This window comes from Halosimplex pelagicum (genome assembly GCF_013415905.1).
Taxonomy (GTDB): domain Archaea; phylum Halobacteriota; class Halobacteria; order Halobacteriales; family Haloarculaceae; genus Halosimplex; species Halosimplex pelagicum.
In genome coordinates this window covers 3103476-3123787 of the sequence record NZ_CP058909.1, presented here as the reverse complement: position 1 = coordinate 3123787, position 20312 = coordinate 3103476, and the positions used below count along the sequence as shown (strand labels likewise).

Here is a 20312-nt window from a genome sequence, read left to right as displayed (position 1 = left end):
TCGTGGTCGTGTCCATCAGTGGTCCCTCCGTTCGGCGACTTCGACGTGGGGCATGAACCACGCGTAGTAGGCGACCGTCGAGCCGGCCAGCGAGAGGAACATCCCGGCGGCGTAGACGCCGAAGTACTGCGTGCGCGCCAGCGTCAGGTACTCGCCGGTGAACAGCGCCGCGAAGACGATCGCGATGACGGTCAGCCCGCCCATCACGACCAGCCCCTCGATGGCCCCGCTCGCGTCGTGGTACTCGACGACCCAGCGGTCCTCGGTCGAGAGCCACGGGAAGCCGACGGTGCCCCCGTCGCTCCGGGCGTCGCGGCCGCCGTCGGCCACGGCCGTGTCGTCGGCGCCCGCGGCGTTCGCGGCCGCCGGTTCGTCCGGTCTGACGGCGCGGTTCATGAAGCGGTGGGCGGCCGAGAGGACGGCGACCAGCGCCAGCAGCGCCACCCAGACGATGACGCCGACCTGGCTCGGCGAGAGCTTGTTCGGCGTGTCGAGGAAGCCGTCGAGCGGCCGCAGCTCCGAGACGCTCTGGTCGATGGCGATCTCCTCGCTCGGCGGCTCGCCGTGCAGCCCGACGTACCACATCGGCAACAGGGTCATCACGACCAGCAGGACGATCAGGTAGCCGTTGCGCCTCATCGGTCGCCCGTCCCCTCCCGTCGGTCGGTGCCCCGCGTCGCCGCGCCGCGGGCGCCCGAACCCCCCGGACGCCCCGGCCTCGGTCGGTCGGTCGGCAGACGAGACATCACACCGGATATGTACCGCCGTCGCGGATAGCGGTGTACCCCGAATATTTTGGCCGTACTTGTACCCCGGCCTGAAACCGCCCGACAGCGGCGGTATCGTGAGAGGGCCCCGCACGACTGTGAGCGGTCGGTCACGCCGACCCCTCCAGCAGCGAGTCGAGCACCTTCGACTGGGCCGACGCGAGGTGTTCGGCGAACGTGGAGGGGGAGATGTCCAGCCGTTCGGCGACCTCGGTCGCGTTGGCCGAGCGGGGCCGCTCGAAGTAGCCCATCTCCATCGCCGTCTCCAGCACCTCCTGCTGGCGGTCGGTGAGCCGCCCCCGGTCGACGAGGACCATGTCGTCGGCCTCGCCGTCGCCGGTGCGGGCCAGCCGGTCGATTCGGACCGAGCCGTAGGCGGCGTCGAGGTCGTCGACGGCGGACCGGACGGTCTCCACGTCCGTCGCGTGGAAGCTCAGCCGGAGCGTGCCCCGCGAGGCGCTCACGTCCGTGACGGGCGCGCCCAGCCGCTCGACGGCCTCGCAGATGCAGTCGCCGCCCTCGCGGGTGAACCGCACCCGTTCCGAGCGGTCGGTCTCGAAGACGACCGAGGCGTCCTCCGGGAGGTCCGCCTCGTCGGCCTCGCCCACGAGGTCGAACTCCTCGACGACCTCGCCCTCCCCGGCCGTGCTCCACGTGGCCGACCGGGCGATCGTGTCACCGCCGGTCGACGCCGCCACCGGGCAGGCCTCGGCCGCCTCGACCGCTAGCCTGACCTGGATGCCACCTGTCGATTCGACTCCCATGTTCGGCGGGTAGTACGCTCCCCAAAAGAACCCCGTTCGGCGCTCTCAGTGTCCGGGAACCCCGGGCGAACCGGTTCGGCTGACTTATGCCGTCACTCCGAATCGAGGACCATCGAGAGGACGGTCCGCTGGGCGGTCGCGAGGTGTTCGCAGGCGGTCGACAGCGCCACGTCGAGCTCCTCGGCGACCTCGCCGGCGTTGGCGCGCTTGGGCGTCTCGAAGTAGCCCATCTCGAAGGCGGTCTCCAGCACCTCCCGCTGGCGGTCGGTCAGTTCGGCCCGGTCGACGGCCACGGGGTCGTGGTCGGTCAGGTCGCAGTCGCGTTCGAGGCCGACGACGGCGACCCCGCCGAACCGCGAGCGCAGCACCTCGACGACCTCCTCCAGCCGGTCGGCGTCGGGAGTGTAGAAGGAGAGCCTGAGCCCGTCGTCCGTGGCGGAGATCTCGTCGAGCGGGTAGCCGAAGTCGGAGAGGACGCCGCAGACGCAGGCCGACTCGTCGACGCCGCGCTCGCGGTAGCGGACGCCCTCCTCCCACTCGAAGACGGCTTCGAGGTCCTCGGCCGGCGCCGCGCACTCGCGGATCTCCTCGGCGTCGCCGCGGAGGGTGAACTCCTGGACGAGCCGCCCGTCGTCGACGGTTCGCGAGACGGCGTCGACGCGCGCCCCCGCCGTCCGAGCCGCGCGAGCGGGCGTGCAGTGACCCGGATCGGTGACGCGCATCTCGACCCGGAGCCCCTCGGTCGACATGGCAATCCGTCGGAGTGCCGGCCACATAAGCGTGACTGCGAACAAACATGTTCGGCTCTCGCCCCGGTCACATAATCGGCCACAGTGTCGTGGGTGGCGAGGCTGAAACCAGGCGGGAATATTTTCGCCGGCGTTCCAGCGGGGCGGGAACGCCCTGACGGGTTGACCAGCGGCGAGTTCGTGACGCCGGACATGCGCCACACAGCGGCGACACAGCTAGCGGGAGGTGACCGGGCGTGACGCTGTCGCGACGCGACTTCCTGGCGGCCGCCGGCGCCGGGAGCGTCGGCGCGCTGGTCGGGACCGCCTGGGGCGCGACCCAGGCGGTCGACCCCGTCACGTCCGTCGACAACCCCCTGAAATCGTACCCCAACCGCGACTGGGAACAGGTGTACCACGACATCTACGAGTACGACGAGGTCGACTGGACGGTCTGTCACCCCAACTGCACCCAGTCCTGCGCGCTGAACTTCTACATGAAAAACGGGGTCCCGATCAGGGCCGAACAAGTCTACCACAACGAGGAGCCCTCGGTCGGCCCGTCGGGCTACGAGGACGCCGGCGTCACCCAGCACTGGAACCCCCGCGGATGCATGAAGGGGCTCACCCTCCATCGTCGCACCTTCGAGCCCTCGCGGATCAAGTACCCGATGGTCCGGAAGGGGTGGAGCCCGGACGACCCCAACCCCGAGGGCCGCGGCGAGGACGAGTTCGAGCGCGTCTCCTGGGAGGAGGCGATCGACCTGCTCGCCGAGAAGATGGCCAGTCTGGAGGACAACAAGCAGTTCCACATCTTCAACGCCATCAAGGCCGACGGGCTGTTCACCCGCCACGGCTCGGGCCGGCGACTCGCCTCCGTCTTCGGGGGCTGCGAGTGGACGGAGTACGACTGGTACGCCGACCTGCCGCCGGGCCACGTAATCACGACGGGCTACCAGACCTCCGACTCGGACGCCTCGGCCTGGCGCCAGGCCGACTACACCATCATCCAGGGCAAGAATCTCATCCACAACAAGCTCGCGGACAACCACTTCCTGCAGGAGACCCGCGAGCGCGGCGGGAAGATGGTCGGCGTCTACCCCGACTACTCGCCGACCGTCCAGAAGTGCGACCGCTGGCTCCCCGTCCGCCCCGGGAGCGACCCCGCGTTCGCGCTGGGCATCGCGAACGTGATCATCGACGAGGAGCTGTACGACGCCGAGTTCATGCGGCAGTACACGACGCTTCCCCTCCTGGTCCGGGAGGACGACGGCAAGTACCTCCGCGCCCACGAGGTCTTCCCGGACCACGAGGCGCCGCCGGAGGACCCCCAGGAACAGCACGACGAGAACGACTGGGGCGACTTCGTCGCCCTCGGCGAGGGCGGCGACCTCGTCGCCGTCACCCGCGAGGACGTGGGCGAGGAGACGCCGACGACGCCCAGGCTCGACGTCGAGCGAGAGGTCGAACTGGCCGACGGGTCGACCGTCGCGGTGCGCTCCGATTTCGCCCGCCAGCGCGACAACGTGCTGGAGAACTACGACCCCGAGACGGTCGAGGAGATCACGACCATCCCGGCCGACGCGCTCCGCAAGACCGCCCGGGAGTTCGCCGCCGCGGAGAAGGGCCAGTGGTTCACCGGCGAGGGGATCAACCACTGGTTCCACTCCAACGACTCGCTCCAGCGGGCGATCTTCTTCGTCCAGTCGATGCTGGGCAACATCGGCGACGTGGGACAGGGCTACTACAACTACTCCGGCCAGTACAAGATCGAACTGCTGGACGGCTACCCCCACTACGTCAACCCCGACGGCCACAGCGCCCACGGGATGTACCCGGGCTACGCTTTCGCCTTCTTCGGCGGCGAGACCCTCGACCCCCACCAGGTCCGCGGCGACTTCGACGAGGACATGGAACTCGTCCCGCAGGGCGACGCGACGGAGCCGGTGATGCCCACGAACGCCGAGTCGTACACGATGTCGAAGCCGACGGTGCTGTGGACGATGAACTGCAACCTCCTGAACCAGACGAAACACCAGGAGCACGTCATCGAGAACTTCGTGAAACACCCGGACACCGGCAACGAGTGTTTCGTCGTCTCGGACATGCACATGACCTACTCCGCGCGCCACGCGGACATCGTGCTCCCGGTGCCCTCCTGGCTGGAGTGCGAGTACCCCGACATCACCGTCGGCCCGGAGAACCCCTTCGTCCACATGGACCACGGGGTGATGGACCCCCTCTACGACACCAAGCAGGACGGCGAGGCCGTCGCGATGGTCGCCGAGAAGCTCGACGAGAAGATCCCTCCCGAGGAGCGCAACGTCGACTCCTACCGCGCCTACTTCGACAAGTTCCTCGACGACGACAAGGACCCGGTCGAGTACATCAGGGAGACCTTCGACAAGGGGATCACCACCCGGGACATCGACGTGGAAGACCTGTGGGACGGCCCCGAGCGGCTGGATCTCAAGACCTACCCCAGGATCCCCTTCTACTCGCAGGTCCACGAGGACAAGCCGTTCTACACGAAGACCGGCCGGATGGAGTTCCACAAGGAGGAAGACCGCTTCCTCGAACTCGGCCGCGACGACCTCGACCACGTCGAGAGCGTCGAGGGGACGCCCTACGGGGTCAACCAGAAGTGGGAGGACGCCAAGGACGAGGAGAACCCCCTGTATCACGACGAGGGCAACCAGTTCTACTACAACACGCCCCACCCGAAGTACCGGACCCACTCCTCGTGGGGGATGACCGACTGGAACCTCATCTGGTCGGCGCGCGACTTCGGCAGTCCCAACGCCGACCCCGAGGGGACCGAGCGGCTGGTCGACGACTTCTCGTTCCCCACCGGCGACGGCGAGACGGAAGACGTGCCGCCGCTGGGCGAGCCGTTCGTCGAGATCCACCCCGAGGACGCCGCCGACATCGACGTGGAGACCGGCGACTACGTGCGGATCTCGGGCAAGCGCGGCGACCTGGTCGTGCGGGCGATGGTCAGCGAGCGCCAGCGGCCCCGCTCGGCCGGCGACATGGGCCAGCTGACGATCTGGCACGGCTGGTGGCCCGAACACTTCCCGGACGACGAGGAGGACCCCGACGGGATCACGGGGTACAACACGACGACGAACATCTGGCTGGACCCGCTCCAGGAGACCGACGACCTGGTCCACAAGGCGGTCTTCGGCGACCCGAACGTCTCCGACGCGGTCGACGAGGAGATCGTCTGGCACGGCGCCGAACTCGAACACGGTTACGAGGAGACCGTGTGGGCGCCCACGGGGACGAACCGCGACGACCTCGTGGACGTGGAGAAGTACGCCGAGGCCGACTGGAAGCCGGGCGACGCCCGCGAGGACGAGACGTTCCAGAGCTACGTGAGCGGGTCGCTGCAGAACAGTTCGCAGAACGACGCGACCACGACGGAGAGTGACGACTGATGCCACAGGTCGAGAACCCACAGCTCGGACGGAGCCACGACTACCCCTACGAACCCCGCGAGGAGGAGCGCGACTACCACTGGGGGATGGTCGTCAACACGAACCGCTGTATCAACTGCAACACCTGCTCCTTTGCCTGCAAGTCCACCTGGACCTCCGGCAAGGGTGAGGAGTACATGTGGTGGATGAACGTCGAGACCGAGCCCTACGGTGGCTACCCGATGGGCTGGGACATGCGCCTGCTCGACGACCTCGACTCCGGCCAGACCATCTACGAGGCCGCCGAGTCCGGCGAGCAGGTCCGCGGGTACATCGCCGACAAGGAGGAGTGGGAGTACCCCGCGCTGGGCGACGACCAGGTCCACGGCGAGTACCCCACCGGCGAGGTCGTCGAGAGCGACCTCGACGAGGGCGAGTACCACGACATCTGGCAGTTCTACCTGCCCAGGCTGTGCAACCACTGCAAGAACCCGGCCTGTCTCGCGGCCTGCCCGCGCCAGGCCATCTACAAGCGCGAGGAGGACGGCATCGTCCTGTTAGACCAGGAGCGCTGCCGGGGCTACCGTCGGTGCGTGAAGGGCTGTCCGTACCACAAGCCGATGTACAACCCCGAGACCGGCGTCTCGGAGAAACCCGTCGGCTGTTACCCCCGCATCGAGGAGGGGTTCGTCCCCCGCTGTGTCTCCTCGTGTATCGGGAAGACGCGGCTGCACGGCAACATCAACCGCGGCCCCGACGCCCCCTCTCCCGGCGGGGACGCCCCCGGCGGCCGGTCGCCGATCAACTACCTCGTCCACTCCGACGAGAAGGTGGCCCTACCGCTGTATCCGCAGTTCGGCACCCGGCCGCAGGTGTTCTACATGCCGCCGTACCACGTGCCGCCGGAGTTCCTCACCCAGATGTTCACGCCGAACACCGACGAGAAGCGAAACGACTGGCCCGGCGACACCTACCGCGAGTCCATCGAGATCGTTCAGGAGCGCGTGCGAAACCCCTCGCATCACGTCCTCGGCATCCTCCAGCTGTTCGGCGCGACGACGAAGCTCATCGAGACCTACGAGGTCACCGACGAGCGCGTCAGGGGCTGGGACCGCAACGGCGAGAAGGTCGCGGACCTGCCCTTCGAGGAGGAACTTGAGGTTCGCGAGGGCGAACAATGGACCAACCAGCCATGACACGACTCGACGAAGCGGACCCCGAGTCCGCACGGTCCGGCATCGACTCGGAAGCGGCGGTCGACGGGCCGTCGACCGAAGACCGCGCGGCCCGCGAGCGACTCCACGCGGCGCGGGCGACGCTGTACGCGGCGGCTGGGGGCGCCTTCTGCTACCCCGACGTGGAGACGCGGGCGACGCTGACCGCCCACGACGCCCGCGAGGGCGTGCTGGAGGCGGCCGAGCGGCTGGGACTGCGCGAGTCGGCCGAGCGGTTCCTCGACGCCGTCGCCGACGCCGCGGTCTCGGACCTGGAGGCGGCGTACAACGACCTGTTCGGCCTCCCCGACGGCGGCGAGTACCCCGTCGTCCCCTACGAAGCGCACTACACGACCGGGTCGGACGTGGGCGAGTCCCAGCGCCGGATCGCGGCGGTCGTCGGGCTGATGGAGACGTTCGGCGTCGAGCCCGGCGAGGAGTTCGCCGAACGGCAGGACCACGTCGCCGCGGAACTCGAACTCATGCAGGTGGTCGCCGCCCAGCGCGCGACGGCGCTCCACCGGGGCGACGACGAGGCGGTCGCCCGGCTGGCCGACGCCGAGCGGACGGTCGTCGACACCCACCTCGCGGGATTCGTCCCCGCGCTGGCTCACGATGTCGAGGCCGCGGCCGACGACGACCCGTCGGACGGCCGACGGGCCTACCGCGCCGCCGCGCGGCTGGCCGCCGAACTGGTCGAGCGCGACCACGCGGCCCGCGGCGGTGGCGGCGACGGCGACGAGAGCGACGACGCCGACACGGCCGGCGAGGGGGTGGGCGCCGATGGCGAGTGACGGCGCTTCGGACCGGATGCTCGCGGCGCTCACCGAGCGGGTGCCGGTCGACCGGAGCGCGGCGACGACGGCGACGACGCTGGCGGTCGTGACCGTCGCGCTGTTGCTGGCGGGCCAGGCCGCGGTCGCCGCGGCGGTGACGAGCGGCGCCCAGCCCGTCGAGCAGGTCCGGCAGGTGCCCGCCGACCCGGCGGCCGCGGCCTGGGAGGACGCGCCGACGCGGACGGTGTCGCTGTCGAAACAGCAGATGGCGCCGCCCTTCGGCGGCGGGAGCGTCGACGAGCTCGACGTGCGGACGGTCGCCAACGACAGCCACATCGGAGTGCGCCTCTCGTGGACGGACCCGACCCGGGACGCGAACATCGCCGCGCCGAACAACTTCAGCGACGGCGCGGCGGTGATGCTGAAGGCCGGGAACCAGCCGCCGATCACGATGGGCGCCGCGGGGACGCCGGTGAACATCTGGTACTGGCGGGCCAGCTGGCGCCACGGGCCCGAGCGGGCGGCGGGCACCGGCGACATGTACGCCTACCCGCACAACGACTCGGTGACGATGCCCGGCCGGCAGGCCGACAACCCGCTCTCGCGGGCGAGCTACGAGGACGGCGCTCAGAACTACTACGCGAAGGGGTACGGCTCGCTCAGCCACGCGCCGGCCCAGCCGGTCGACGCGGCCGGCGAGCGCACCGACGACGGCTGGCGGGTCACCTTCGTCCGCAACCGCACGGGTGCCGGGGAGTACGACGCGCCGGTCACCGACCAGCAGCTGCACGTCGCCTTCGCCGTCTGGAACGGCAGCGAAAGCGAGGTCAACGGCCGGAAGTCCATCACGCTGCAGTTCTCGACGCTCGACCCCGACACGGGCAACCTCTCGGTGCCCGACGCCGGCGGCGCATCGAGCGGGAGCGTCCTGCAGGTCGGCGGCGGCAACGAGACGGGCGGATCCGAGGGGCGAGCGCTCGCGATCCCCGGCTTCGTCGGCGGGGTCGTCCTCTCGGCCGTCCTCGTCTGGCTGGTCACCTACTGGAGGGTCGTCCGATGACCGAGGAGTACGACAACTGGAGCGCCCGCGGGCGCGCCCCGGCCGAGGACGAAGCGGGCCTGCGCGCGGCGCTCGACGGCGACCAGCCCCAACAGCGCGACGCCGCGCTCGCGCTCGTCGACGCGGCCGATTCCGGCTGTGACGACCCCGACTGCGACGAGACCGGCCTCGAAGACGCGACGGTCGACGCCCTCGCGGCGACCGTCCGGTCGGCCGACGACCCGAACACCCGCCAGTTCGCCGTCGAGGCGCTCGGCGTCGCGGGCCGAGCCGGGGAGACTGTCGCCGCGGCGCTCGACGACCCCGACGAGTGGGTCCGCGCCGAGGCGGTGGTGGCGCTGTCGCGGGTCGCTCCGGGCGCGAGCGAGCGACTGCGGGCGGCGCTCGACGACGACCACGACGCCGTCCGGCGGAACGCCCTCATCGCGCTGGCGCGGAGGGAGGCCGCCGGCGCCGAGACGCTGGTCGAGCGCCTGAAGTCGGACCCGAGCCCGGCGGTCCGGGAGTACGCGGCCCAGTACCTGCCGGGGGCCGTCGAGACCGAGCGCGCCGTCCGGTTGCTCGCGGCGGTGCTAGCCCGGGACCCGGGGTCGTTCGTCCGGGCGAAGGCCGCCGAGGGGCTGGGCGATCTGGGCACCGACCGCGCCGAGGAGGCGCTGGAGACCCACGGACTCGAGGACCGCAGCGACGACGTGCGGAAGACCGCCGAGCGAGCGCTCGCCCGCTCGAAGGGCGTCGACCCCGAAGAACTGGACGCGACCGGTGACGGGTCCCGAGAGTCGGGACCGTCGGGCGGTCGCGGCGACCGCGGCGGTCGCGGTCACGCCGACCAGCGGCCGCGTCCGCCCGGCGGCGCCGACGCAGCACCGGGTCGGATCGACGACGGCAGCGGGACGCCCGAGGGCCCGGCGCCGGTCGGCGGCGCCACCGGGCCCGTGGGTTCACACCCCGGCTCGGACCCGCGGCCGCCCGGCCACGGCGACGCGTCGTCCGGGGAGCCCGAACCGACCGACGGAGGTGACGACGACCGATGACCGAGGACAGGCCAACCTACTCGCTGGACGCACAGGCCGAGACGAGTGACCGCGGGGACGGCGACGCCGCGGAGCGCGACGAGCGGGCGGACGGCGAGGAGGCCGCCGACGAGGAGGCGATGGGCGTTCCGATCCCCGAGGAGCACGTCGGGGCGTTCGTCGCGGAGGCCTTCGAGGACCCCGAGCGCTCGACGACCTGGTCGGAGGTGGTCGACGCGATGGTCGCGCCCGACGCTCGCGAGGACTGGGCGGATCTGTCGGCGGTCGAGCAGGCCGTCGAGGTGCTCCGGCGGGCCGCCGAGTACGACCGCAGGGCGACCGACGAACTGGAGCGCATCCCCACGAACCGGGCGGAGCCGACGCCGGAGATCCGGTCGTCGTTCGAGGAGGCCAGACGCCTCAGACGCAACGCCGATGCGTTCCGCGACGGCGTCGCCGCCGCCTACGCCGAGGGCCGGATCGACGACGAGGAACTCGTCGCCGCGGTCGAGCGCTCCGAGTTCGACACGACCGCGATCGCCCGCCGCGAGGACGCCCTGGAGTCGGTGACCGCCGTCTACGACTTCGACTTCCGCCCCTACGGCGGCACGCTGTTCGACGAGGACCGGAGCGGTGACGGCGAGGGCGAGGGGTTCGATCCGAGCGTCCCCGAGACGTTCTGAGCGGTGTCCAGGGGAGATTTGAGTGTCTCAGATCCGGTCTGGTCCGTCCAGATATCGGGTTCGAGACTCGGGACTAAACGCTTTTACCGGTCCGGGAGCATGGTCTGCCAATGATTTCGAGGCGCCGGGTCGGTCGGTTCGCCGCCGGGACGGCGGCCGTCGTCGTCGCGGTCGCGGTCGTCCTGACCGCGCTCGTCGGGACGGGTGTCCTCGCGGCGCCCACCGTTGGGAGCGTCGAGAGCGAGTGGGGGACCGTGACCGCCAACTCGACCGCCATCGAGACGACCGCGAGCGTCAGCAACCCCAACCCCGTCGGCGTCCCGGGCGTCGTCGACGTGTCCTACGTGGCGCGGCTCAACGACGTGGTGCTCGCCCGCGGGGAGCGCTCGGGCGTCGGCTTCCCGGCCGGGACGAGTCGGCTCCGGCTCTCGACGGAGATGGACAACGACCGGATCGCCGACTGGTGGGTCGCCCACGTCGAGGACGGCGAGACCTCGAAACTGCGCGTCGCCGCGACCGTCTCCGGGCCCGGGTTCTCGCGGCGGGTGCCGGCCCAGCGCTCGACGGTCGAGACGGATCTCCTCGGCGGGTTCGCGACCGACGTCGACCGGACGGTCCGGTTCCGCGGCGACCCGTTCCTCGTCGTCGGGAACGGGACCGCGGCGTGGGGCGACGCGAACGCGTCGGTGACCCCCTTATCGGTCTCGTCGACGGTCGAGAACGTCCACGACTACCCCGTGACGCTGGACGGCGTCGACTACGTCGTCGAGATGAACAACGTCACGCTCGCCGAGGGCCGCCAGCGCTCCGGAGTCGACGTGGCACCGGGCGAGACGGGGACCCTGGACGTGCGGATGGGGCTCGACTCGGCGAAGATGGCCGACTGGTGGGCCACCCACGTCCGGGCCGGCGAGCGGAGCAACCTCTCGGTCGAACTGCACGGGCTCGTCGAGCGCGACGGCGAGTACGAGCGGGTGCCGATCCGGGTGTACGAGCGGTCGCTCGAACTGGAGACGGACGTGCTCGGCGGCGGTGCGGCGTCGGTGAGCGCCCGCAGCCCGCCCGAACGCGACACCGAGTTCGAGCGGCCGCGGCTCGTCGCCGCCGACCGCGAGTGGGGCGCCGTCACCGACGCGACCACCGCGATCCGCACCAGGGCCGCCATCGACAACCCCAACGACGACGAGCGACTCAACGAGTTGCTCGCGCTCGACGCCAGCCAGCGGACGGCGATCAACGGCATCACCGTCGCGCGCGGACACCACCGGACCGACGGCCTCGACGCCGGCCGGTCGGCGTTCGCGTTCGTCTCCGAGATGAACAACTCGAAGGTGCCCGCCTGGTGGGCCCGCCATCTCGACGGCGGCGAGCGCTCGACGGTCACAACCACGCCCAGCGTCCGCGCGGACCTCGGGTTCACGACGTTCGGCGTGGCGGTCCCCAACCGCACCAGCGAGTTCCGGACCGACCTGCTGGCCGGGATGGGCGGCGACTCGGAGACGGTCGCCGTCGGCGGCGAGCCCGCCCTGGTCGTCCGCTCGGAGGCCGCCGAGTGGGGCGACGCCACTCCCGAGACGGCGCCCGTCCTCGTGAACGCGACGCTGGCGAACGAGCGGGCGGTCCCCGTGGACGTGACCGCCATCGACTACCGCGTGGCGCTGAACGACGTGGTCCTCGCCGACCGGACGGTCCCCGAGAGCTACCGGGTCCCGCCCGGCGAGAGTCGCTCGATCGCCTTCGAGATGGCCCTCGACAACGGCCGGATGGACGAGTGGTGGGTCACCCACGTCCGCAACGGCGAGTCGACGAACGTCTCGGTCACCGTCACCGCGACCGTCGAGACGCCGCGGGGCTCCGAGACCGTCGAACTCGAGTCGCTGAGCCGCAACGGGACGATGACGACCGACGTGCTCGGCTGAGGGCGTTCCGATACGGTACGGCGGTGTTCGGGGTGATCGAGAGGGTGGTTCAGTACAGATGAACGTTGTAGCGGTTGCTGTTGCGGTTGCGGTGCTGTGCGGTCGGCGCGTGCTGTCGAGCGTGCCCGCCTCGTGGCGGGCCGCTCGAAATAGCCGCGCGAGGGATGAGAAGCGCAGCCTGCGAGCATCGCAAGCGGTTGGGGAGGTGTGAGGCCGTCTGCGGTCGATGTGCGGGGCGGTTGCAGTGCGGTGCCGTGCGGTCCCTGGTGGACTGAAAGGGCGAGGCGCGCTCGCGTACAGTTCAGTCGTGTGAGCGGGCACTATCCGCGCGGGCTGTGCGGAGAGCGCGGATATCCCGCTCAGCGACCGCGAGCGCGGCGAGGGCTTTCAACGCCTGCGGTCTCCGTCGGGGACGACAGGACCAACCGATCGGCACAGCGCACTTGCGGCTGGCGAGCGTACACAGCGTCGATGCCGACGAAAGTCAACTACGAGGACGTGGACGCCGTCGGTGGCGGGCTCCACTTCCTCCGCGACGAACTGGACTGTGAGAACCTCGGGGTCTCCGTGCTGGAGTGCGAGCCGGGCTGGACCGGCAAACCCCACGACCACGCCGAGGACGGACAGGAAGAGGTGTACGTCTGCCTCGAAGGCGGGGCCACCGTCACCGTCGCCGGCGAGGACGTGTCGATGGAGCCCGGCGACGCCCTCCGTATCGACCCCGACGAGCGCCGACGGATCGAGAACGGCGACGCCGAGAGCACGTTCGTCCTCGCCGGCGCTCCCTGACCTTGCCTCGCCGACGACCCCGATCGCCCGGAAACTACCAGATGCATACTCATATTCTACAACATATGATTTTGTAGCAACTGTTTTCGAAGAGGCGCCCTATTCGAGCCGTCAGACGACCTCTTCCGGCCAGAACCACAGAACATGGCCTCTATCGAACCGACCGAACCAATACTCTGCCGATTCGATTGTTGGGACATGTACCGTTCTTTTCCGGTCTTAAGACGATAGTTTACTATTTCGATACAGTTCTCGATACAATTCGAAAACGGACAGGTTCAAATCGGAGCGAGCGCCGTCGAATCGGACGTCGGCGACTGTCGTGGTAGGTGGGTGTTACCGGCGAGGGCGTCGGGTGGGACGGTCGCAACGGTGGCGCGCCGGCGGTGGGACGGGGCTCCGGGTTTATTGTCGAAACTCGGCTAGAGGCAGGCGCCTCCCCCCTCGTTCACGGGTGGCGGAACGACACATGAGACGGAAATTTCAGGGCACCGACAGAGGGAAGCGAGTCGTGGCCGACGACGGGACGGCCGTCGGGACGATCGTGCGAACCGACGGCGACCGGGCGAGCGTCCTCCTGGACCCCGAGCGGTCCGAACCGGGCGACCCGACCGGCGAGGCCGGGTCGCGGACGACGGTCACGATCGACCGCAGGGGCGTCGCCGAGAGCACGAACGACCGCGTCCAGCTGGCCGAGGGCGCCGAACCGACCGACGCGCGGAGGCACGCGTGACGGACGTGGAGAGACGCGCGACGGACGTAGAGACACACACGTCCGACGCGGAGGCACGCGCGATGGACGCGGAGGATGCTACGGGCGACGGCGACCCCGGGCCGGACGCCGAGGAGCGAGCGCCGCCTAGATTTCCGTGACGCGGTCGTGGGCCGTCCCGACGGCCGCCGCGTCGGCTTCGAGCAGCGCGACGACGAGGTACGTCGCGTAGTCGGCGAAGTAGTCGACCAGGTCGGCGATCCGCTCGGCGTCGATGGCCTCCAGCGAGTCCAGCAGGAGGAACGGGCACCGCTCGTACACGTCGTGGACGAGGTAGCCGGCGAGCGCTAGCACGAGCCCGACGACCTCTCGCTCGCTCTCGCTGAGGTTCGCCGGGGAGTCCTCGAAGACGCCCTCGTCGCCCTCGCGGACGACGCGGAGGTCGAACCGCCCCACGTCGGCGCCCGAGCGGTCGGTGCCGGTGGTCCGTGTCAGGCGCACGCGGGCGACATTGTCGTAGTCGAGCGCGTCGACCAGCGCGTCGGCGTGTTCGTTGAACGTCGCGACGGCATCGGCCGCGGTCCGGTCGAGTCGCGTCCGGCACTCGACGAGCTCGGACTGAAGCTCCTCGCGGCGCGCTTCGAGCCGGTCGCGGTCGTCGAGGCGCTCGTCGAGGGCGGCCAGCTCCGACTCGACGGCGGCCAGGTCCGACCGCCGCTGTTCGAGGTCGACCTGGCGCTCGTTGGCCCGCCGGTGGAGATCCAGGAGATCCGCGTAGTCCTCGGTCCGCAGGTCCTCGACCGTCTCCTCCAGCTCCTGGACGCGCTCGTTCAGTTCCCGCCGCCGCCGTTCGAGGTCGCCGATGCGCCCCTCGCGGCGCGTCAGCTCCGACTCGACGCGGTCGCGCTCGGCCCGCAGGTCCGCCCGCCGCTCGCGCCGTCGCTCCAGCCGCTCGCGACGGGCGTCGAGCCTGTCGATCCGGGCGGTCAGATCGCGCCGTCGCCCGAGCGTCCGCTCCCTGAGGTCGCGCAACCGGTCGAGCGTCCCCTCGATCGCCGCGCGGTCGACGGTCGACCCGCACGTCCAGCAGGTGACCCGCTCGGCCCCCGACAGCCGGTCGGTCACGTGACCCCCGTCGTCGCTCGCCGCGGGTCCCCCGGCGTCGTCGCCGGTGAGGCCCTCGTCGCCACCGGCGAGGTCCGCACCGTCCCGACGGATCTCGTCGAGTTCGCCGAGCAGCCCCTCCTCGAGCTGGCTCTCGTTGAACCGGACGATCCCCTGGAGGGCGCTCACGTCGCCGTCGAGCCGGCGCTTGCGTTCGCGCAACGTCTCGATGTCGACGGCCAGCGCGTCGAGTTCGGCCTCGTCGACGGGCGACACGGCCGTCAGGTCGCTCTCGATCTCGTCGCGCTCGCGCTCGACCGCCGCGAGCGTGTCCCGCTCGGCGTCCAGGTCCTCGATCACCGATTCGAGGTCCGTCCGGGCGTCCCGCAGCTCGTCGAGCCGCTCCTCCAGGCGCTCGTCGCGCTCGATACCGTCGTCCAGCGAGGCGTCGGCCGCCTCGATCTCCGCCTCCAGGTCGGCGAGGTCCGATTCGAGCACCTCGATCTCGCCCTCGAGACGGCGCCGCTCGGCGGCCAGGTCCGCCCGCTCGTCGTCGACGCCCTCCAAGTCCGCCAGCTCGTCGTCGACCCGTCGCTTCTCGGCGCTCAGCCGCTCGATCTCCGCCTCGATGGCGTCGGTGTCGACCGGTCGCATGACCACGTCGGCGAGGTCGTCGCCCGCCCTGACCGCCCGTCGAACGTCGTTGTCCTCGAGCAACACGGCGTAGGTCTCGGCCGGTCCCGGGTCGTCGAGGTACGGGTCGCCGGTCGCGACCACCCCGTCGCCGGTCCGCTCGAACCGCCTGGTGTAGGTCTCCCCGTCGACGGTCAACTCGACGCGGCCCGCGTCGGCGCCGCGTCGCAGCGGCGTCGCCTCGCCGCCGAGCACCGCCCGGACCGCCCGCAGGAACGACGTCCTGTTGGTCGCGTTGCGACCGGCCAGCACCGTCACGCCCGGGCCGAGATCGACCGTCGTCGCCTCGATGCCGCCGACGTTCCGGACCGAGAGCGACGCGGTTCCCGTCCCGGCGTCGGCCGCCGACCCCGAACGGTCGCCGTTCGACCCGTCCGGGCCGGTGTCGGCGGTGTCGACGGCATCGGCGATGTCGGAGGTATCGGCGGAATCGGGCTCGGCGCCGTCAGGGGTATCGGCGCTGTCGGGGCCGTCCGCCTCAGCGTCACCGTCCATGCCCGACCCGGGGAGCGGCGCGCGTAAATGCGTTCATATCTCAGCGAGCGTCGTCGTCGGGATCGCACGCGCAGCCGCCCTGGCGGAGCAGCGAGACGGCGTCGCGGTCGGCGCCGCAGTCGTGACAGAGGACGCGCGCGTCGAGGAACACGTCGAACTCCCCGAGGGTGATCCGGTCGGCGTCGCGGTGTCGGTCGAGCGTCCCCTCGGTGACGGTGGTCGTCCGCCCGAGGAGCCGCTGGAGCGTCTCCACGTCGGTGTCGACCGGGTCGGACGGCGAGTCCGGCGGCGCGGCCTCCCTGACCTCCGTGAGGTAGGTGTGGACGGCCTGGTGGGAGACGAAGTCGTCGGCGAGCGCGTCCACGTCGACGCCGGCGCGGGCGAGGTCGTTGCGCATCTCGGCCTTGCGCCCCTCGCTCACGTCGTCGTCGGTCAGCGTCTCGTAGGCGTCGGCGACCGCGTGTTCGGTCGGGTTGCGGTCGGCGCGGCGCATGGCCGACCGGAGGAGAGCCCTGTTGAACTCGTCGGCCAGGTCCCGGAGACTCGTCCGCGACCCGTTCGAGCCCGTCCAGCTGTCGACGAGCCTGTCGCCCATCTCCTCGAGCCCGTACGCCGCGACGAGCCGCTCGACCTTGCTCCGTCTGCCCGCTGGCGCGTCGTCCGACCCCATGGGCGGGGCTCTCGGGGCGCGGCCGTATACCTGTCGGTGGTCGTGGGAGTCGGTCGACGAGAAACCGCGGTCGAACCGGACGCGGCGCCGCCCCGTCGGGTCACGGGCTGGGCGGGCCGGCACCGCGTCCGCGGACCGCTGGTAGACGCAGCCGTCTTCCCGCGTAGCGTCCCGGGCGGGGACGCCACACCGAAGGAGCGGCCGACCGGTGGGCTGGGAAGCCGACGGGAACGGGAGTCTCGTCGGCGATGCACAGGGGTTCGGGCGTGTCAGGTGGTTCCGGTCGATGGGTCGACGGCGATCGATGGGAGGGGGGTGAGACGGTTAAACGGAGTCAATCGTTCACGGGAGTACGCACCGCGTAAAGCGCCGAGAGCGCCGGAGTGACGGGACTCCCGACCGCGTCGAACGGGTAGCGACCGGCTTCCGACCGCCGACGCCCGACGACCGGTCCGCCCGCGCGGAGCGAGCGCCGCCCGTCCGGCGCGTTCGTAGCGGCCCGTGGGACCACGATCTCGGTATCGAGCCCGAACCGGGCCGTACGCGGAGTATAACCAAGTGCGAGCCGCCGCTGCCCTCGCACGGGGGGTCGGGGGAGGACCCACCGCCGTCCACACCGACGCCCGCCGCCGGTCCGACGCCCGTCCCGGACGACGGCGGGCGCCGCCCTGATGCCCTGTTCCATTCTTTGGTGGCCGACCGACGACAGCGGTCGCGTTCAGCAGTGGCCGCGTTCGACGACCGCCCCGCCGACACCGCGACGGCGTCGGCCGTTTAGTCGACCCATTACTATCCGTATCGGTCCCCTGACGGACGGACGATGAGCGAACGGACCGAACGGCTGGTCGTCGAGGGCGGGACCGTGGTCACCCCCGAAGCCGCGCTCGACGGCGGCCGCGTCGTCGTCGACGGCGACCGGATCGTCGCGGTCGAACCGACCGAGCGCACCGACGGGGACGACCGAGCGACGACCGGCGGCAAGCGCGACGGCGGGTCGACCGGGCGACACCTCGACGCCACCGGCGAGGTCGTCCTCCCGGGGCTGGTCGACCTCCACGGCGACGAGGTGGAGCGCTACCGCTTCCCGCGGTCGGGCGAACGCGTCGACGCGGCGACCGCGCTGGCGACGGCCGACCGGCTGGCGCTGGCTGCCGGCGTCACCACCAAGTTCGACGCCATCGCCTTCGAGGACGCCCCGGAGAAGAACCGGTCGATCGAGGGCGCGACCGAACTCCTGGAGGCCGTCGCGACGGGGGCGGACCTGGTGGCCGACCACCGCGTCCACGCCCGCTGTGAGGTCACCGACCCGGCCTCGGTCGCGGTCGTCGGCGACCTGGTCGAGCGCCCGGTCGTCGATATCGCGTCGCTGATGGCCCACGCCCCGGGTCGCGGCCAGTTCGAGGACGAGGAGGCGTTCGCCAGCCGCTACGCCGACGGCCGCGGCGCCGCCGCCGACGAGGCCGCCCGGGCCGGCACGGAGCGCCGCGCCGTCTCGGAGACGACCGTCAGAGAGCGGGTCGCCGACCTGGCCGAGGAGCTGTCGGCGGCGGACGTGCTGGTCGCCTCCCACGACGACGCCGACCCCGCCGCCGTCGAGCACGCGCTGGACCACGGCGTCGACCTGTGCGAGTACCCGGTGTCGATCGCCGCCGCCCGCCGGGCGAACGAGCGCGGCGCCGCGACCGCGATGGGCGCGCCGAATCTCGTCCGCGGCGGGAGCCTCTGGGGCAACCTCGACGCGCGCGAGGCGATCGACGCCGGCGTCGTCGACCTGCTCTGCTCGGACTATCGGCCCCAGGCGCTGTTGGCATCGGTGTTCGTCGACACCGGCGAGCCCCTCGCCCGCCGCGCGGCTCGCGTCACGAGCGAACCCGCTCGCGTCGCGGGCCTCGACGATCGGGGAAAGCTCGCGCCGGGCGCGCGCGCCGACCTGGTCGCCGTCGACCCCGACCCGGTGCCGACCGTGACTCGCGCCGTCGTCGCCGGGCGGGAGGTCTACCGGTGCGGGCGGTGACCGCTGCGGACGTGACTGCCGGGACGACCGCTGGGGACAGCGACCGCCCGAGGGCGGAGCCGTCATCGAACGGGACAGTTGCGACAGTTTTCCCCAGTTCCGCCGTTTTAACTTCCCTATACGCGAATTTATCGCGCTGTAGACGACCAATTACAATGAGTCGACGGCGCCTCCGGTGAGGTATGTCGACGGACACGACGCGGCAGACCGGGGGCGAGCGCGAGGCGCCGACGTGGGAGCTGCGAGCGGTCGTCGAGCGCTACGACGACGCCCCGGACGAGTGTACTATCTACCCCGCGGGGGTCGACGAACACAAGCGGATGGCGACCTGGATCTCGGCGACGGAGCCGTCGTTCGTCGAACTCGGCGCGGTCCGCTGAGTCGCGACGCGACCTTCTTTCTCGGACTCGACCGCTTCGGCGGTCGGCCGCCGGGCCGATAGCCGTCGCTGGCCGACTGTCAAAGAACGGAGAGGAGAGGGAGACGCTACTCGTCGTCGCGGCCGTCGAGCGTCTGCGCGGCGGAGACGCCGACGAGGCCGACGAGCACGACCGTCGCGACGACGGTCGGCGTCAGGCCGACGGCGGCGGCGCCGAGCTGGCTCGCGAGCAGTCCGAGGACGCCGGCGCCCGTGAGCGACCCGTAGTAGAGCGGCCACGGTCGGTCGACGTCGTCGGACTCCTCGAGATACTCGTAGAGCTGGACCGCGTTCGGACCGAGCGAGATCCGGCCGCGGTTCTGGTTGAACTCGACGATGTCCATGTCGTCCATCTTCGGCAGGTGACACTGGTAGAGTCCGACGTAGACGCACTTGCGCTCGTTGGACGTCACCTGCGCGACGGTCGTGCCGTTCTCGACGGCGGCGACGTGCTCCGCGAGTTCCCCCAGTGAGACAGTTCCCCCGTGTTCCTGCAGGTAGTGGAGCACCGTGCGGCGCCGTTCGTTCTTGAGGATCTCGAAGACGTGGTCGAGCGGCAGGTCGGCCACCTCCTCCGAGTCGGCCTCCTCCGCCGGGACGGACTCGGTCTCCGCGACCTCCTCCGGCTCGGGGTTGTCGGCTTCCTCGGCGAGGATGTCGCTGTCGCCCGCACGCTGGGACGTCGACGACATCAGGCCTCGACCTCCCGATAGCCGCGTCTCCGGTCCCCGGTCACGCTTCGAGCGAGGCGCACTCGCGAGCGGTCACTCATGAGTCGCCCGCCGAAGCGTGTCCGTGACAGTTAGCGTTCGATTCGCGGTCGGTTCGTGGGATATGTCGGCATTCATGTGTCCGTACCCCCGGCGCTGGAGACCCCTCCACAGAGTGTATCGCGCCGTCTGTCCGTGATGGCTCACGGCCACTTAATCTTTCTTGATTGAACAATCCGCAACGGGAGCATAACGCGGAGGTTACCCTTCCCCGTATCTCGAACTCGCGAGTAAGAGCATCGTTACCGACGAGCCGGCCGCGGTATGGGCCTCGTTCGTCTCGTAAGGGAGAGATTTCGAGGTG

General features: G+C 70.8%; 17 protein-coding genes. 11 read left to right on the top strand and 6 right to left on the bottom strand.

Going from position 1 to position 20312, the window contains the following annotated elements; all coding sequences use genetic code 11:
• Nucleotides 1-15: 15 nt before the first annotated feature.
• From HZS54_RS15610 to HZS54_RS15600, 3 genes are all read right to left on the bottom strand, one after another.
• Nucleotides 16-639, bottom strand: coding sequence for a hypothetical protein (locus HZS54_RS15610; protein ID WP_179918021.1), 624 nt, complete (start codon nt 637-639; stop codon nt 16-18).
• 238 nt (nt 640-877) lie between these two features.
• The gene (locus HZS54_RS15605; RefSeq protein WP_179918020.1) at nt 878-1531 is read right to left on the bottom strand and encodes a helix-turn-helix domain-containing protein; all 654 of its coding nucleotides are present in this window, start codon (nt 1529-1531) and stop codon (nt 878-880) included.
• A gap of 92 nt (nt 1532-1623) precedes the next feature.
• Nucleotides 1624-2280, bottom strand: a complete 657-nt coding sequence (locus HZS54_RS15600; protein ID WP_179918019.1) for a helix-turn-helix domain-containing protein — start codon at nt 2278-2280, stop codon at nt 1624-1626.
• A 236-nt stretch (nt 2281-2516) separates the two neighbouring features.
• Here HZS54_RS15600 and HZS54_RS15595 point away from each other — a divergent pair, with 236 nt between their 5' ends.
• The 9 genes from HZS54_RS15595 to HZS54_RS15555 all read left to right on the top strand — a co-directional run bounded on the left by HZS54_RS15595 (nt 2517) and on the right by HZS54_RS15555 (nt 13865).
• Nucleotides 2517-5699, top strand: a complete 3183-nt coding sequence (locus HZS54_RS15595; RefSeq protein ID WP_179918018.1) for a molybdopterin-containing oxidoreductase family protein — start codon at nt 2517-2519, stop codon at nt 5697-5699.
• Nucleotides 5699-6874, top strand: a complete 1176-nt coding sequence (locus tag HZS54_RS15590) for a 4Fe-4S dicluster domain-containing protein (protein WP_179918017.1) — start codon at nt 5699-5701, stop codon at nt 6872-6874. The genes HZS54_RS15595 and HZS54_RS15590 overlap by 1 nt, the downstream gene beginning before the upstream one ends.
• On the top strand, nt 6871-7686 hold the full coding sequence (locus HZS54_RS15585; RefSeq protein ID WP_179918016.1) for a TorD/DmsD family molecular chaperone: 816 nt from the start codon (nt 6871-6873) through the stop codon (nt 7684-7686). Before HZS54_RS15590 ends, HZS54_RS15585 begins: the two co-directional genes overlap by 4 nt.
• Entirely contained in the window at nt 7676-8728 is a 1053-nt protein-coding gene (locus HZS54_RS15580; protein ID WP_246391665.1) for an ethylbenzene dehydrogenase-related protein, read from the top strand. The genes HZS54_RS15585 and HZS54_RS15580 overlap by 11 nt, the downstream gene beginning before the upstream one ends.
• On the top strand, nt 8725-9762 hold the full coding sequence (locus HZS54_RS15575) for a HEAT repeat domain-containing protein (protein ID WP_179918015.1): 1038 nt from the start codon (nt 8725-8727) through the stop codon (nt 9760-9762). The genes HZS54_RS15580 and HZS54_RS15575 overlap by 4 nt, the downstream gene beginning before the upstream one ends.
• Nucleotides 9759-10424 (top strand): hypothetical protein, encoded by a 666-nt coding sequence (locus HZS54_RS15570; RefSeq protein ID WP_179918014.1) that lies wholly within the window; start codon nt 9759-9761, stop codon nt 10422-10424. The genes HZS54_RS15575 and HZS54_RS15570 overlap by 4 nt, the downstream gene beginning before the upstream one ends.
• A 110-nt stretch (nt 10425-10534) precedes the next feature.
• Nucleotides 10535-12343 carry an LEA type 2 family protein gene (locus HZS54_RS15565; RefSeq protein ID WP_179918013.1) on the top strand — a complete coding sequence of 603 codons (1809 nt, stop codon included), beginning with the start codon at nt 10535-10537 and terminating at the stop codon, nt 12341-12343.
• A 471-nt stretch (nt 12344-12814) separates the two neighbouring features.
• Entirely contained in the window at nt 12815-13132 is a 318-nt protein-coding gene (locus HZS54_RS15560; RefSeq protein WP_179918012.1) for a cupin domain-containing protein, read from the top strand.
• A 469-nt stretch (nt 13133-13601) separates the two neighbouring features.
• Entirely contained in the window at nt 13602-13865 is a 264-nt protein-coding gene (locus tag HZS54_RS15555) for a hypothetical protein (protein WP_179918011.1), read from the top strand.
• Nucleotides 13866-13991: 126 nt separating this feature from the next.
• Here HZS54_RS15555 and HZS54_RS15550 read toward each other — a convergent pair whose 3' ends face one another.
• Together HZS54_RS15550 and rdfA are read right to left on the bottom strand one after the other, a co-directional pair.
• On the bottom strand, nt 13992-16136 hold the full coding sequence (locus HZS54_RS15550; protein WP_179918010.1) for an archaea-specific SMC-related protein: 2145 nt from the start codon (nt 16134-16136) through the stop codon (nt 13992-13994).
• 40 nt (nt 16137-16176) lie between these two features.
• The gene (gene rdfA, locus HZS54_RS15545; RefSeq protein ID WP_179918009.1) at nt 16177-16806 is read right to left on the bottom strand and encodes a rod-determining factor RdfA; all 630 of its coding nucleotides are present in this window, start codon (nt 16804-16806) and stop codon (nt 16177-16179) included.
• Nucleotides 16807-17626: 820 nt separating this feature from the next.
• Between rdfA and HZS54_RS15540 the strand changes: the two genes are divergently transcribed.
• Nucleotides 17627-18820 carry an alpha-D-ribose 1-methylphosphonate 5-triphosphate diphosphatase gene (locus tag HZS54_RS15540; RefSeq protein WP_179918008.1) on the top strand — a complete coding sequence of 398 codons (1194 nt, stop codon included), beginning with the start codon at nt 17627-17629 and terminating at the stop codon, nt 18818-18820.
• A 182-nt stretch (nt 18821-19002) separates the two neighbouring features.
• Nucleotides 19003-19200, top strand: coding sequence for a DUF7511 domain-containing protein (locus tag HZS54_RS15535; RefSeq protein ID WP_179911689.1), 198 nt, complete (start codon nt 19003-19005; stop codon nt 19198-19200).
• Nucleotides 19201-19306: 106 nt separating this feature from the next.
• On the opposite strand, the gene HZS54_RS15530 is transcribed toward HZS54_RS15535, so the two are convergent.
• Nucleotides 19307-19930, bottom strand: coding sequence for a DUF7344 domain-containing protein (locus HZS54_RS15530; protein WP_246391664.1), 624 nt, complete (start codon nt 19928-19930; stop codon nt 19307-19309).
• Between the last annotated feature and the right edge of the window lie 382 nt (nt 19931-20312).

Bases quoted from the DNA above. Each gene is read 5' to 3' on its own strand.
- HZS54_RS15610 (WP_179918021.1), bottom strand. From the start codon at position 639: ATGAGGCGCAACGGCTACCTGATCGTCCTGCTGGTCGTGATGACCCTG.
- HZS54_RS15605 (WP_179918020.1), bottom strand. From the start codon at position 1,531: ATGGGAGTCGAATCGACAGGTGGCATCCAGGTCAGGCTAGCGGTCGAG.
- HZS54_RS15600 (WP_179918019.1), bottom strand. From the start codon at position 2,280: ATGTCGACCGAGGGGCTCCGGGTCGAGATGCGCGTCACCGATCCGGGT.
- HZS54_RS15590 (WP_179918017.1), top strand. From the start codon at position 5,699: ATGCCACAGGTCGAGAACCCACAGCTCGGACGGAGCCACGACTACCCC.
- HZS54_RS15585 (WP_179918016.1), top strand. From the start codon at position 6,871: ATGACACGACTCGACGAAGCGGACCCCGAGTCCGCACGGTCCGGCATC.
- HZS54_RS15580 (WP_246391665.1), top strand. From the start codon at position 7,676: ATGGCGAGTGACGGCGCTTCGGACCGGATGCTCGCGGCGCTCACCGAG.
- HZS54_RS15575 (WP_179918015.1), top strand. From the start codon at position 8,725: ATGACCGAGGAGTACGACAACTGGAGCGCCCGCGGGCGCGCCCCGGCC.
- HZS54_RS15570 (WP_179918014.1), top strand. From the start codon at position 9,759: ATGACCGAGGACAGGCCAACCTACTCGCTGGACGCACAGGCCGAGACG.
- HZS54_RS15565 (WP_179918013.1), top strand. From the start codon at position 10,535: ATGATTTCGAGGCGCCGGGTCGGTCGGTTCGCCGCCGGGACGGCGGCC.
- HZS54_RS15560 (WP_179918012.1), top strand. From the start codon at position 12,815: ATGCCGACGAAAGTCAACTACGAGGACGTGGACGCCGTCGGTGGCGGG.
- HZS54_RS15555 (WP_179918011.1), top strand. From the start codon at position 13,602: ATGAGACGGAAATTTCAGGGCACCGACAGAGGGAAGCGAGTCGTGGCC.
- HZS54_RS15550 (WP_179918010.1), bottom strand. From the start codon at position 16,136: ATGGACGGTGACGCTGAGGCGGACGGCCCCGACAGCGCCGATACCCCT.
- rdfA (WP_179918009.1), bottom strand. From the start codon at position 16,806: ATGGGGTCGGACGACGCGCCAGCGGGCAGACGGAGCAAGGTCGAGCGG.
- HZS54_RS15540 (WP_179918008.1), top strand. From the start codon at position 17,627: ATGAGCGAACGGACCGAACGGCTGGTCGTCGAGGGCGGGACCGTGGTC.
- HZS54_RS15535 (WP_179911689.1), top strand. From the start codon at position 19,003: ATGTCGACGGACACGACGCGGCAGACCGGGGGCGAGCGCGAGGCGCCG.
- HZS54_RS15530 (WP_246391664.1), bottom strand. From the start codon at position 19,930: ATGTCGTCGACGTCCCAGCGTGCGGGCGACAGCGACATCCTCGCCGAG.